This window comes from Bacillus sp. MUM 13 (genome assembly GCF_001866725.1).
Classification (GTDB): domain Bacteria; phylum Bacillota; class Bacilli; order Bacillales; family DSM-1321; genus Peribacillus.
Window position 1 is genome coordinate 23,774 of the sequence record NZ_MLYQ01000023.1, and the last position, 14,052, is coordinate 37,825.

The window sequence follows — 14,052 nt, forward strand, 5'->3', positions numbered from 1 at the left end:
CTTTTTTAGTGGAATATAAAAGCAACGGCAATTCCCGTCCCGATGGCAAAGGCTGTCAGAAAGGCCTCTGCACCTTTTGATATACCTGATACCAGGTGACCGGCAATTAAATCGCGCACCGCATTGGTTATTAATAATCCCGGGACTAAAGGCATCACAGAACCGATGATGATTTTGTCCGCTTCACGCCCCAGATCCATGTTTACGATGCAAATACTAAATGCCCCAACAACCAAAGCAGCTATGAATTCTGCAAAAAACTTTATTTCAAGAAGCCTGTGCAAGTAAATTAAGCATGAAAAGCCCAATGCCCCTGCCATGCATGCTACAAGGAAATCGTGCCACTGGCCCTGAAACATGATAGTAAAGCAGCCGCTTGAAATAAAAGCAGCAAAAATCTGAACCCAAATCGCATAAGCATGGCTGGCCTTTTCCACTTCCTTTAAAAGTCCATATGCTTCGATTGCAGACAGTTCTCCAGCAGAGATCCGCCTAGAAATGCTATTTACATTGGCAACCTTCTGCAGGTCAGTCGAGCGTTCGGAAATTCTGACCAGCTTGCTTGGATCAGCTCCGTCCGCGGAAAAAATGATGCCCGTCGGCGTGACAAAGCTGTGGGAGCTGGTAATTCCAAATGAGGCGGCAATGCGTGTCATCGTGTCTTCCACGCGGTAGGTTTCTGCTCCGCTTCTCAGCATAATTTTCCCCGCCAGCAGGCATACCTCAATAATGTCATATCGATTGTTCATTTGTTTTTCCATTCATCTCTCTCCGAAGAAACTAAAATTTCAAGTGATAAAAAGCCATCAAAATGCCGCCTCAGAAAAGTGAGGGGCGCCTTACTGTCTTATTGTGTGAAGTTCATGTGCATGGCATTCTAAAAGCAGTTTCATTACATCATTGATTTTCTTGCGTTCGTCTTTCTTATTCAATATAACACTAAATTTCGCAAGATGTTTAGTTCATATTTACTTTTCCTATATATTTAGTGCGGTACAAAAAAAAAACGATTATTCCCTGACAGAATAACCGCAGCAGGCTGCTCACCATAAAACCGGTTTTGCGACCATAAACCAAAGCATGATCAGCAGCAAAGCCATATAAATGTAAACCGCATTTCTCAGGGAATCCGCTGTTTCCCTGAATCCTTCCTTCTGCTCTCTATATTTTCGCAGCTTTGGTGAAAATGCGCGCGCAAGAAAATAAAGGGAAGCAGCAAGAATAATGAGCGTCATGTCAATCCATGCAGTCTTCCAAGTCCACGGACCTATGATGACAAGCAAAATTCCTGATCCCACGAGGACATGGCCTGCATGCTTTGCCAGCCGCACCACAGACTGAAATACGTTCAGGTATCCTTCATTTCCGCTGTCTTCACGCACTCTCAGCTTTTTAGCAATAGGAAAAAGAATGACCAACGGCCCGATAGAAGAAATTACGCTTAAAATATGAATATATAAAACCGCTTTATATAAAATATACATATCCTAAACCTATGCTTGGCGGAATTCGTGCACCCATACCTTCATTTGAGGCAGCCATTTCATGCCTTTATGCATGGAAAGAATGAATTCTTTGTAGCTCTCAAGATTTTCATATCCTTCTGAAACCGCATGTTCTTCCGTCATTTCTCCAAGTGTCTGCTGATAGACTTTTTCCACTACAAAATCCTTGCCGTCAAGGACCATTACTTCCCCAACATCTGCATACCGGCCATTTCTCCGTACCGCTGTTTTTTCGCCGGCAATCACTTTTTCGATATCCTGTTTTACGGTCACTAAGCGGTCAATACTGCAAGTTTTTGGCGGCAATGTCTGCTGCATATTTTCATTGGTCATTTTATAAATCTCCCCTGTTCGAAAGTTACATCCCCTAATTTACTTCCTTATTGTACCTGCTGGGCCTTGAAAAGGAAATAAAATTCATCCTTGCAGTCAAATTCCATTTTTCTTAAGAAATGCAGCTACTGTATCGTTAAACAGGTCCGGTTCTTCCAGGAAAGGACAATGGCAGCTATTCTCAAAAATGACAAGCTCTGAGGAAGCTATATGCTGATTTAAATGTTTCCCTGCCGCAACCGGTATGACCTTCTCTTCCCTCCCGAAGCAAAGCAGGGTTGGAACGCTGATCTGCGGCAGAAAGTCTCTGTAATCCACAACGGACTGATCAAACAGTATCGCACTCGCTGTGGACTCAGGCATTCTCGTCACTTCCCTCAGCATCCAGCGGGTGTCATCCGGACTGCATTCCTCCTTAAACATGGAGGACAAAAATCCTCTTAAAAACTCAGTCCGGTTCATTTGGATTTCCGTCATAAAGGCAATTAATGTTTCCATTGTAAACGCGCCGATATCAAAACCGGGCCACTTAAAATCAGATGCAAGCTCATCAACAATAACCGTTGACTTTATATTGTCCCCGCCAAACTGTTTCAGATAATCCCAGACCACGAACGCTCCCATCGACCAGCCGACAAGTGTAACATCCTGAAGATTAAGTTCATCTATCAGGTGATGTAAATCACGGGCATAATTAGCAACCGTGTGGCCATGATGGACTGCGGAAGAATGGCCATGTCCCCTGAAGTCCACTAATATAGTCCGGTAATTTTCCGAAAAATAGGAAAGCTGCTTTTCAAAAAAGCGGCTGCTCATCCAAACTCCGTGCAGGAAAATGATGGGTTTCCCTTGGCCCTTTTCTTCATAATAAAGCTCTGTATCCTTTTCAATATGTATAAACGGCATCTCTATTCCTCCTTTAGTTAACACCCGGTTTTTAGCCTGAAAGCAAATTTCAGGCGGTAATTCCTGGATGATTCCACGTATCTATGCGGCATTGGGGTACCAAAATATCCCCCCTGGCGGCAGCCTATCTTTGATCATTATACAATCACTATAGAAATAGAGGTTGTCAAACCATGTCACAGCCCTGATAATAAAATTTATGCACTTATAAGCAATCTTAGAAAGGCGTGACAAAATGAATTACTTTAAAAATTACCGCACCACGATCTTCCTTCTTGGGGCGATTCTAATCGGAGGGGCTGCAGGCGTTATCTTTGGCACTAAAACGTCGATTGTCCAGCCGCTTGGAGATTTATTTTTAAACTTAATGTTTATGATCATTGTTCCATTGGTATTTTTCAGCATTTCCTCTGCCATTGCCAATATGAGTGAAATGAAGCGGCTTGGCAAAATTATGGGGAGCATGGTTCTTGTCTTTTTAGTAACAGCTGCAATTGCTGCCATTTTGGGATTTGCAGGAACATCTGTTATGAATCCGCTCGAGCATACGGATACATCTGCGATAAAAGAACTTATGTCAAAAAGCGAACCTTCTGCAGATACAGAAGATGTAACCTTTTTAGGGCAGCTTGTCAAAACCTTTACTGTCTCTGATTTCACAGAGCTGCTGTCTAAAAGCAATATGCTGGCACTTATTGTGTTTTCTGTTCTTTTCGGACTTTCTGCTGCACTTTCAGGCGAAAAAGCCAAGCCGGTTACTGCCTTCCTGTCAGCAGGAACAACCGTCATGATGCGCATGGTGAAAATCATCATGTACTACGCTCCAATTGGATTGGGCTGTTATTTTGCAGCAATCATCGGACAGCTTGGACCGCAGATTCTGGAAGGATACGCAAGAAGCTTTGGGCTTTATTTAATCCTGGCTGTTATCTATTATTTTGGCTTTTTCACTTTATACGCGTTTTTTGCCGGCGGAAGCCAAGGAGTGAAGATATTCTGGAAAAACGCCATGACACCTTCCATTACAGCTATTGCCACTTGTTCAAGTGCAGCTTGCATACCAGTCAATCTGGAATATACCAAAAGAATGGGCGTGCCAAAGGACATCGCAGAAACGATTGTTCCTCTTGGCGCCAACACGCATAAAGATGGATCCGTTTTTGGCGGAGTATTAAAAATCGTCTTTTTGTTCAGCTTATTCGGCAAGGATATGACAAGTATTTCAAGCATTCTCAGCATTCTTGCCGTTTCCTTCCTCGTGGGAGCCGTCATGGGTGCCATCCCAAGCGGAGGCATGATTGGCGAAATGCTGATCCTGAGTGTGTTCGGCTTTCCAGCAGAGGTGCTGCCGATCATTGCAGTCATCAGTACAATTATTGATGCACCTGCGACTCTTCTAAACTCTGCAGGCAATACCGTAAGTGCCATGATGGTCACCCGTCTAGTCGAGGGAAAAAACTGGATGAAGCGGTCTCTTAACCGGGAAAAAACCGTTTTATAATATTTAACCTAAGCTCTCTATCTTTCCAGGATAGGGAGTTTTTTTATATTCCTTGCTCTGTTAAACGACGCTGTTTGTTTAATAGCAATATTCCACAAACTTTTTCGGCTTACTTATTTCTCTAAAAATATGGATACGGCACTATATAAAAGTAATAAAGCCATAACCACATTAAAATGACTTTTATATCTTGTTAAGAATTTTTGAAACAAGGAACCGAACAAACTCCAGCAAACAGTGCCTGCCAAACCGACAAAAGCAAGAAACAGTGAATATAAAATTAAGCTTATATTAGTAGTGTAAAATGGTATGACAAATGTAGATATAGCTGTGATTCCATACAAAATAACTTTGGGATTTATGAATTGTAAAAGCATTCCTGTATAAAAGCCATGATGGTTTTTATGGTCATTTTCCTTATTATCCTTCTTACTAAAAATTATCTTTATAGCTAAGTACAACATATAGATAGAACCAAAGATAGTCATTCCGAATTCTATTTTAGGAATGGTATTTTTTAATAACAAATTAAAATAGCTGCACAATATCATAATGACAAAAAAACCAGTACCAACTCCTAAGCAAAACTTTATCGTCTTTTTGAATCCATACCTATTAGCAGATAACATTGCCATTATATTGTTAGGACCTGGAGTAAAAGTAGTAACAAAAACGTATAACAAAAATGATAATGTAGGCAAAATAAATCCTCCTCCAAATGTATGTTATAATGTCTAAAAAGTCATTATAAAGTATTACGTTATATTGTATGATATTGACGTTATATTGTATATATTCTAAGGAGTGTTTTTATGGAAGAGATTAATCTCATCGTTGCAAAAAATTTAAAGGCTTTGAGAGAAAGTAAGAAATTGAGCCTTGAAAAGGTTGCTGAGCTTACTGGGGTTAGTAAAACGATGATTGGACAAATTGAAAGAGGTGAATCTAGTCCTACCATTACAACAATCTGGAAAATAGCAAATGGGTTAAAAATTTCGTTTACTTCACTAATAAATTCACCACAGCCTGACACAAAGGTAGTCCTGAAAAGCGAGGTACAAACACTAACAGAGGATAATGGAAAATACCGATTATATCCTTATTTCCCATTCCAGGATAATCGTCGATTTGAGGTTTATTCCATTGAAATAGAAAAAGGCGGGTATCTTAGTTCGGAATCCCACGGAGAAGGAACTGAAGAGTTTTTAACTGTTTTTGATGGTGAATTAACAGTAAGAGTAAATGACACTGAATACACCATATCAACTGGAGATTCTATAAGGTTTAAAGCAGATAGACCTCATTCTTATCATAATTCTGGAGAAATATTAACTCGATTAAGTATGGTTATACACTATACAATATAAAATCCCCGTTTTTGGGAACGGGGATTTTATATTGTTATTCTTATTAATGGAACAATACGCTGTTAAACTAAACTGCTCCATTAGTGCAATAAAAAAAAGAAGCCTTTAAAGCAGCTCCGAAAAACCTTTATTAGGCTTACTTTTTAACCAGATAAAATACTGCCGACTGAAAATCTCCTGCCCGTTTCGCCCGCTTTTTGTTAGGGCCATTGAATTCGAGCGGCAAAGTAAGGCCATGATACATGAGCTCATCCCCATTATAGATCTCTTCTGTTTGGACAATCATATATTTAGCAGCAGGAGCCAGGCCGGCCAGTTTCAGTTTCTGCTGGATGCTGGGATTCGGTTCTGCCAGGATTTTGTACCACCCGCAAAGCGCCTCCTTTTTATCTTTGCTGACCACCATCCATGCAGCTTCGTTCCCTTCAAACGGGCTATTAAGGCGAAAAAAATCCCCTGTCATGATCAGATGGCGATGCTGTTTAAAAAAACGGATTTGTTCTTTGACTTCTTTTTCCTCCGCATCAGAAAGCGCTCCAGGATCCAATTCATAGCCGAATGTTCCAAAATAAGCCACATTTGCCCTCATAGATAGCGGTGAACTGCGCTGTGTCTGGTGGTTCGGTGCAGCTGATACATGGGAGCCTATACTGTAAATGGGATAAGCATATGAAGATCCGTATTGAATTTTCAGCCGTTCCACAGGATCCGTATCATCGCTTGCCCATGCTTGAGGCGCGTAATAAAATAATCCAGGATCAAACCTGCCCCCTCCTCCTGCACACGATTCAAAAAGAATCTGCGGAAATTCAGAGGTAAGCCGTTCATACAGCTCATACACACCCAATATGTAGCGGTGAAAAAATTCATCCTGCCGGTCAGCGCCAAGCCCCCTGGAAAAAGCTTCAGTAATATAGCGGTTCATATCCCACTTGATATATGAAAGGTTTGTTTCCCTAATGATATCTGCCATTCTACTGTATACGTCTTTAACAATTTCCTTTCTCGAAAAATCCAGTACAAGCTGATTTCTGCCCAGTGAAGCAGGCCGCCCGGGCGTTTTGACCGCCCACTCGGGATGGGCCCTCATCATCCTGCTATCCGGGCTGACCATTTCAGGTTCAAACCAAAGCCCGAATTTCAAACCGATTCTTTCTATCTTTTCTGCCAGTGATTTCATACCACGAGGAAGCTTTTTAGGATCAGCATACCAGTCGCCAAGAGATGAAGATGCATTGTTTCTTTTGCCAAACCAGCCATCATCGAGGACAAACAGCTCAACACCAAGCTCCTTTGCCTTCCTGGCAAATTTCAATAGAATATCTTCATTGAATGAAAAATAAGTTGCTTCCCAGTTGTTAATGACGATGGGCCGCACGTCATTTTTCCACTTTCCTCTAAGGAGGTGCTTACGGTACAGATCATGATAAGCCTGGCTCATGCCTGTCAGGCCATCACTCGAATATACCATCACAGCTTCAGGCGCCTGAAAGTGTTCATTCTCGGAAAGCTTCCAGGAAAAACGGAAAGGATGGATGCCCATCGTTGCCCTTGTTACCCCAAACTGGTCTACTTCTGCCTGAGCAATGAAATTTGAACTGTAGACAAAATTAAAACCATAAACCTCTCCCTGGCTTTCCCCCGTATCCGGCCTCTTCAGCACAAGGAGAGGATTATGCTGGTGCGAGCTTGCCCCGCGGATGCTGGAGATGGACTGTATGCCCGCTTCAAGAGGGCGCTCCTTCACATAACGCTCCCGGGCCCATGCTCCGCTCAGCTGGAGCATGCGGAAGTCTGCATCCGGAAAATCCACCGACATACTCATGAAGCGCTCGAGGTAAAAGGGGTCAGACCCCTTGTTAAAAATATAGGCGCTTCTCGCAATCACAGGAAAGTCCTTGAATATGGTGTAGCATAAGATCAGCTCAGCCTGGAGTTCTCTATCTTCAAGAATGATTTGGATGCTCTCAGCATCTCCCTCATTCACGGTATACGTAGAAGGCAGCCCTGCAAGCGGAGGTTTGCCGGAGGATCTGACATAGGTTTTATAAGTAAAATCTGTGATATGGGAGCCATTTTGGAGGCGGATACTGTAGGCAGGCTCCCTGAAGTCTGATGTACCGTAAGCTGGATATTCCTGGCGCAGAGTTTCAAGGCTGAAAGCCCGCTTCCCATGATATTGGGCGGTATAGGTGGCAGGAACTCCATATGTCTGCATATGCGAAAAGTCTTCCTGGTGATGAAGCGCTTTTCCATAATACAAAGACCCAAGCTGGCCATTTTCCATCACATGAAAAATATAGCTTACCTTGCCATTGCATAAGTGAAATTGTTTTTTTTCATCATTTATCATGATCAGCACAGCTCTTTCCTCCAATTCACAGAAATCTTCCTCCACTAAATCTATGCAGGCCCATGGCCCATTAAAACAGACAAGGGACCGCCTATATAAGCGGTCCCCGAAATTAAAAGCTGCTATTTCTAATTACCAATTCTGTTGCGATGAAAATTTTCTTCGCGATTTTCCTGTCTGCCATTCTTTCTATAAGCAGGTCGACAGCTGTCTCTCCCATTAATTCAGTATGCACCTTCACCGTGCTGAGAGGCGGGTATACGTATTTAGATACGCTAATATCGTTTACGCCGATAATGTTCACTCTCTCAGGAACAGCAATCCCTTTTTCATGAAGGGCCCTTAATGCGCCTATTGCAAGCAGGTCATTCCCGGCAAAGAAGGCTGTTGGCAGGGCATCACCGAAATCTTCAATGGCCTTTTGCATAAGGAGGTAGCCATCCTGAACGGTAAATTCCCCTGTATAGACAAAGGTCTCATCATACATGTTTTTCTGGGTCATATATTCCTTGAAGGTTTTTTCCCTCAAGTCTTCTATTTCGGCTGTCTGATCTTTAAACGTCTCATGACCGCCGATATACCCGATTCTTTCGTGGCCTTTATTCATAAAATAATTCAGTATCTTTTTTGCCGCTTTATCAAAATCAATTACAACAGAGTCGAATCTCTCATCATCGGGGCTTGAATCCACGAAAACGATTGTATCACAAACACTTGAAAGCTCTTCTACCTGCTTTTGGCTAAACTTGCCGATAGCGATGATTCCCTGGATGTCTGATGATTTTATCTGCTCGGTATTATAAGAAAAGAACTTTACCAGCTGCAGGTTCTGGTGCATGCACTGCTGCTCGACACTTAAGCGGATTGACATATAATACAGATCATTGAGCTCTTCTTGCTCAGAATACCAGTGGATCATGGCAATCCTTGGGGCAGCCGCCTTTTTTGACGGACGTTTTTTATAGGAAAGCTCTTCGGCAATTTCGAAGATTTTCTTTTTCGTCTCATCGCCTACAGACAGCGTTGTATCATAGTTCAGTACCCTTGAAACCGTTGCAATTGATACATTGGCTTTTTCAGCAATATCTTTAATGGTTGCCATCAAATGTCTCCCGTCCGGTTTTCTTAGCCTTGCACGCTGAATACGTACTTTGTAAGAGAACGGTATTCCTCATTCTTGTCCAGCACAATAGAAGGAAAATTGGAATGATGGATAGCATCAGGCAAACCCTGTGTCTCCAGGCAGATGGCCAAATGGTTGCTGGCCTTGACGCCTCTGATGGAAAAGTCCCCTTCCAGCATGTTGCTCGTGTAAACAACGACGCCCGGCTGGTTTGTTTCAATAGTCAGTGTACGGCCTGACTCGGGATCTGCCAGATGAATTTCCCGGTTATTATTTTCACTCAAGCAGAACGGAGTATCAAAGCCTCCGCCAGCAACCAGGTTTTGGGGATGCCGGTAGGCTTTTTCCTCAAATAATTGGCGCTCTTTCCTGAAGTCGAATGGAGTTCCTTCCACATCAAGCAGTTTTCCGGTAGGAAGCAGCTCCTCGTCCAGCTCAAGAAATTGCTCACTTTTCAGTGTCAGCATATGTTCTTCCACATTACGCTTTATTTCTCCTGAAAGGTTAAAGTACGTATGATTTGTTGTATTAATCAGTGTCTTCTGGTCGGTTTCAGCTCTTGTTTCAATCGTAAACTCATTCTCATCATTCAGGCTGTATGTGACTGCCACTTTTAGATTGCCGGGATATCCTTCTTCACCATCAGGGCTTATCCGTGTAAATGTGATGCCTGATGCATCTTCGCGTTCAAATAAGGAAGCATTCCAAAATGTATTGCTGAAGCCTTTTATTCCTCCATGAAGATGCTGGTTACCATCGTTTTTTGCAAGGGTATACGAAGTGCCATCCAATTCAAATTCCCCTTCTTTGATCCTGCCGGCCACTCGTCCCACTATGGCCCCGAAATAAGGGGAATGCTCTATATACTCCTCTATGCTATCAAAACCAAGAACAATGTTTTCAAGCTTTCCGCTGCGGTCAGGCGTCTTGATTTCTGTGATGATGCAGCCGTAATTCAAACAAGTGATGCTCATGCCGCGGTTATTTTTGATTGTATAGGCCTGAACCTTTTCGCCATTGATTTCCCCAAATTCCATAACCTTGACTTCCATCCAATCTCTCCTGACCTAGATCATTTTTAATGAATCAATAAATCTCAGAAAACCGTCTTTTCCCTCACTGTCTCTCTTAAAAACTCCTGCGTCCTGAAGCACCCTCAGAAATTTAAGGCCAGTTTCCTTCTTCACAATATCGGACACATTATTTTCATTCAAATCATTTCCGTATCTCATTTCCAGCTCTTTTGCCCAATCCAAATGGTAAGAAGCCACCGCTGCATCAGTGTTTCCGGCAAGATAGCTTTCGATTTCTCTAAGCTCCTGCTCCAGACGTGCAGGCAATACAGCGAGTCCCATCACCTCAATCAGTCCGATGTTTTCCTTTTTAATATGATGTACATCGGCATGCGGGTGAAATATTCCAAGAGGATGTTCATCATTGCTACGGTTATTACGCAGCACAAGATCTAATTCAAACAGTCCGTTCCTCTTTCGGGCTATAGGGGTGATGGTATTATGCAAAGACCCATCAGACATTGCTAAAATACCCAATTCAGGGTCACTGTAATCCTTCCAGAAAGCAAGAACCATATCGGCTGCATCCGCAAGTGTGGAGGCATCCCTGCTTTTTAACCGCAGGACAGACATCGGCCACTTTACAATTGAAAGTTCCAGCTCTGGAAAACGGTCCCACCTGCACGGGAATTCTTCCTGTGCCTTAGCCATGGCAAATTCATAGCGCCCGCCCTGATAGTGATCATGAGTTAAGATCGATCCCCCTACAATTGGCAGATCTGCATTTGAACCGATGAAATAGTGGGGGAATTGTTCGACAAAGGACAACAGCCTTTCAAAGGTTGCTTTACTGATCTTCATATCTCGATGCTCTTCACAAAGAAGGATGCAATGCTCGTTATAATAAACATATGGCGAATATTGCAGATACCATGTTTCACGTGGAACATTTACTCGAATCATGCGGTGGCTGGATCTTGCCGGATGTCCGATTCTTCCTGCATAGCCTTCGTTTTCAATGCACAAAAGGCATTTGGGATACTTTGTTTCAGGCTGTTTGGCCTGGCGTTCCATGGCAATTTGCTTAGGGTCTTTTTCAGGCTTTGATAAATTAATTGTAATATCAAGATTTCCGTACTCGGATTCTGTTTGAAAAACAATATTCTTAGAGATTCTGTTCATTTGAATATAATTGCTATTTTTGCTTAATTCGTAAAAATAATCAGTTGCTTCAGCCGGGTCTTGTGCATACTTTCGGTAAAAGGTTTCATTAACGGCAGACGGCAAAGGGATCATTACATCCATTATTTTGCTTGCAAAAATTTCCCGCGCATCTAAATAATCCCCGATAATTCCCTTTTCACACGCATATTCAGTCAAGTCTTCCAGAAGATCAGGAATTTCCCTACCAGAGCCTGCCTGCTCCGGGATGTAATTTTCAATAGAAAGCAGAGAAAGAATCTGGTTTCTTGCGTAAATCTCATCTTCTTTTTTTAGTAAAAAAACCTCTTCTGCCTTGTTGAGCAGCTGCTGGACAGTGCTGAATATATTCATGATGATCTCTCCCTCAGCTTTCATAGCCGTTTTGATGGTTTACATGCCAGTTCCAGGCATCCTCAATAATTTTATCGACTGATGTTTTCTTAGGCTCCCATCCAAGTATTTGGCGCGCTTTTTCTGAGGAAGCAATTAACGTGCTTGGATCACCTGCCCGCCGCTCGCCAATCTCGACAGGAATGGTCCGGCCAGTTACTACCTTAGCCGTTTCGACAATTTCCTTGACTGAAAAGCCCTGGCTGCTTCCCAAGTTGAAGATATTGCTTTCGCCGCCATTTTGCAGATATTCAAGTGCAAGGATATGAGCATCAATTAAATCCTCGACATGGATGTAGTCTCTGATGCATGTACCATCTTCTGTTTCATAGTCTTCACCGAAAATAATGATTTTTTCTCTTTTGCCTAATGCAGCCTGCAGGACAACCGGAATTAAATGTGTTTCAGGATCATGATCTTCGCCAATTTCTCCAGTAGATCTGGCGCCTGCCACATTGAAGTAGCGAAGAGATACGAATTTCATGCCATTAGCAATTTCCGTCCACTTCATCATTTTCTCCATAGCAAGCTTAGTTTCACCGTATGGACTCGTCGGATTGGTTTCCATATCCTCTGTAATCGGCACCTGCTTAGGTTCTCCATACGTTGCAGCAGATGATGAGAAGACAATCTTCTTCACATTAAATTCTTCCATGACCTCTAGGATTGCCTGGGTTCCAAAAACGTTGTTGTCATAGTATTTAAGAGGCAGTGCCACAGATTCCCCAACAAGGGAATTGGCCGCAAAGTGGATGACAGCTTCAATTTGCTCTTGTTCAAAAACACTGCGCAAAAACTCGCGGTCACGGATGTCACCTTGATAAAATTTCGCCTTCGGGTGAATGGCTTCTTTATGGCCAGTTTGAAGGTTATCGACGACCACCGCTTCAAAACCTCTGTCAATCAGCTGATATACCGCATGTGAGCCAATATAGCCGGCTCCTCCAAATACAAGAATACTCATATTCCTTCAACCTCCTTTAATTCCTTTGCTCCATCACCGATGAGCACTTGATAAAATTCTGCTTCGTAACCAATCTTTTCTTTATACACTTTTCCTATTGCCTTCATGATTGCTTCCGCTTTGTCTGTTTCAACAATGGCAATGGCACAGCCCCCAAATCCTGCCCCGGTCATGCGCGCACCCAAAACACCGTCTTCCTTCCAGGCTGTTTCTGCAAGTGTGTCAAGTTCTGTCCCTGTAACCTCATAATCATCCTTTAAAGATAAGTGAGACTGATTCATAAGCTCTCCGAACGCTTCAAGGTTTCCTCTCTTTAACTCTTTTAGTGCTTCAAGTGTGCGGCTGTTTTCATAAACCACATGCTTCGCTCTTTTTCTGAGCACTTCATTGTCTATTATAGACTGATATTCATCAAATTCACTTGGAGTTAGATTTGCTAATTCCTGTATATCCGCTTTTTTCTGAAGCAGTGCTAATGCCTGCTCGCACTCGCTTCTTCTCTCGTTATACTTTGAATCAGCCAGCTCACGCCTTTTATTGGTGTTCATGATTAAGATGCTATGCCTTTCCAGCTCAATAGGCGCATATTCGTATTCAAGGGTGTCGCAATTAAGAAGGATTCCGGCATTTTTTCTGCCCATCCCTATTGCAAACTGATCCATGATCCCGCTGTTGACCCCTATAAATTTATTTTCAACCTGCTGGCCGATTTTGACCATTTCAATCCGGTCCATGTTCAGTTCAAAAAGACTGTCCAATAACACACCGGTCACAAGTTCAATGGATGCGGAAGATGACAATCCGGCACCATTGGGAATATTCCCGTAAAACAGCACATCGAATCCACTGCCGATGCTGCAGCCGCTTTCCTTAAAAAAACGGAGCATTCCCTTTGGATAGTTCGCCCATTCATGCTTCGCCTCATAATCGAGATTTTCGAGCTCGAATTCAACTATGCCAAGCTCCTTAAAGTTAACGGAATACATGCGGATTTTTTTGTCACTGCGTTTTGAAGCAAGGGCATATGTCCCCTTTGTAATGGCACATGGAAATACATGTCCTCCATTATAATCTGTGTGCTCTCCAATAAGATTGATTCTTCCCGGTGCAAAAAAGACACGCGGGCTTTCTTCATGAAATATTTCCTGATATAAGGTACGGAGCTGCTTTACATCCATGACGATTCCTCCCCAGCCTATAATAGAGCTGCTTCTATTTTTTATTCTGCTATGGCCGCTCATTAATAACAATCTGAAAGCGCCTTCAGGTTTATTATAATACAGCAGGTTTTAGAGTCAATTATTTTTTAGTAAAAAAGATATGTTTTTTTACTTAAATTAATCTTATGCAACAGAACTGATACCGAAATTTTTTTAAAAAAAGGCTCTTTTCTT

At 42.5% G+C, this 14,052-nt stretch carries 13 protein-coding genes; 2 read left to right on the top strand and 11 right to left on the bottom strand.

The window, feature by feature from the left end; translation table 11 throughout:
• Nucleotides 1-5: 5 nt before the first annotated feature.
• The 4 genes from BIV59_RS07390 to BIV59_RS07405 all read right to left on the bottom strand — a co-directional run bounded on the left by BIV59_RS07390 (nt 6) and on the right by BIV59_RS07405 (nt 2,744).
• Nucleotides 6-761 carry a threonine/serine exporter family protein gene (locus tag BIV59_RS07390; RefSeq protein ID WP_071350824.1) on the bottom strand — a complete coding sequence of 252 codons (756 nt, stop codon included), beginning with the start codon at nt 759-761 and terminating at the stop codon, nt 6-8.
• A gap of 282 nt (nt 762-1,043) precedes the next feature.
• A complete protein-coding gene (locus tag BIV59_RS07395; protein WP_170846105.1) occupies nt 1,044-1,478 on the bottom strand; it encodes a hypothetical protein in 435 nt (144 codons plus the stop codon).
• A 15-nt stretch (nt 1,479-1,493) separates the two neighbouring features.
• On the bottom strand, nt 1,494-1,838 hold the full coding sequence (locus tag BIV59_RS07400) for an ASCH domain-containing protein (protein ID WP_071350826.1): 345 nt from the start codon (nt 1,836-1,838) through the stop codon (nt 1,494-1,496).
• Between the two features lie 96 nt (nt 1,839-1,934).
• Nucleotides 1,935-2,744: an alpha/beta fold hydrolase gene (locus tag BIV59_RS07405; protein WP_071350827.1), complete on the bottom strand. Its 810-nt coding sequence runs from the start codon at nt 2,742-2,744 to the stop codon at nt 1,935-1,937.
• Nucleotides 2,745-2,979: 235 nt separating this feature from the next.
• Between BIV59_RS07405 and BIV59_RS07410 the strand changes: the two genes are divergently transcribed.
• Nucleotides 2,980-4,245, top strand: a complete 1,266-nt coding sequence (locus BIV59_RS07410; protein WP_071350828.1) for a dicarboxylate/amino acid:cation symporter — start codon at nt 2,980-2,982, stop codon at nt 4,243-4,245.
• A gap of 113 nt (nt 4,246-4,358) precedes the next feature.
• Here the strand turns inward: BIV59_RS07410 and BIV59_RS07415 are convergent, their stop codons facing one another.
• The gene (locus BIV59_RS07415; protein ID WP_071350829.1) at nt 4,359-4,946 is read right to left on the bottom strand and encodes a LysE family transporter; all 588 of its coding nucleotides are present in this window, start codon (nt 4,944-4,946) and stop codon (nt 4,359-4,361) included.
• A gap of 111 nt (nt 4,947-5,057) precedes the next feature.
• On the opposite strand from BIV59_RS07415, the gene BIV59_RS07420 reads away from it, so the two are divergent.
• A complete protein-coding gene (locus BIV59_RS07420) occupies nt 5,058-5,612 on the top strand; it encodes a helix-turn-helix domain-containing protein (protein ID WP_071350830.1) in 555 nt (184 codons plus the stop codon).
• A 136-nt stretch (nt 5,613-5,748) separates the two neighbouring features.
• Here BIV59_RS07420 and BIV59_RS07425 read toward each other — a convergent pair whose 3' ends face one another.
• From BIV59_RS07425 to BIV59_RS07450, 6 genes are all read right to left on the bottom strand, one after another.
• On the bottom strand, nt 5,749-7,974 hold the full coding sequence (locus BIV59_RS07425) for an alpha-galactosidase (protein ID WP_071350839.1): 2,226 nt from the start codon (nt 7,972-7,974) through the stop codon (nt 5,749-5,751).
• Nucleotides 7,975-8,077: 103 nt separating this feature from the next.
• Nucleotides 8,078-9,067, bottom strand: a complete 990-nt coding sequence (locus BIV59_RS07430) for a LacI family DNA-binding transcriptional regulator (protein WP_071350831.1) — start codon at nt 9,065-9,067, stop codon at nt 8,078-8,080.
• Between the two features lie 23 nt (nt 9,068-9,090).
• The gene (locus tag BIV59_RS07435; protein WP_071350832.1) at nt 9,091-10,140 is read right to left on the bottom strand and encodes an aldose epimerase family protein; all 1,050 of its coding nucleotides are present in this window, start codon (nt 10,138-10,140) and stop codon (nt 9,091-9,093) included.
• A gap of 15 nt (nt 10,141-10,155) precedes the next feature.
• Nucleotides 10,156-11,655, bottom strand: coding sequence for a UDP-glucose--hexose-1-phosphate uridylyltransferase (gene galT / locus BIV59_RS07440; RefSeq protein WP_071350840.1), 1,500 nt, complete (start codon nt 11,653-11,655; stop codon nt 10,156-10,158).
• 13 nt (nt 11,656-11,668) lie between these two features.
• Nucleotides 11,669-12,658 (bottom strand): UDP-glucose 4-epimerase GalE, encoded by a 990-nt coding sequence (galE, locus tag BIV59_RS07445; protein ID WP_071350833.1) that lies wholly within the window; start codon nt 12,656-12,658, stop codon nt 11,669-11,671.
• A complete protein-coding gene (locus BIV59_RS07450) occupies nt 12,655-13,836 on the bottom strand; it encodes a galactokinase (RefSeq protein WP_071350834.1) in 1,182 nt (393 codons plus the stop codon). Before BIV59_RS07450 ends, galE begins: the two co-directional genes overlap by 4 nt.
• Between the last annotated feature and the right edge of the window lie 216 nt (nt 13,837-14,052).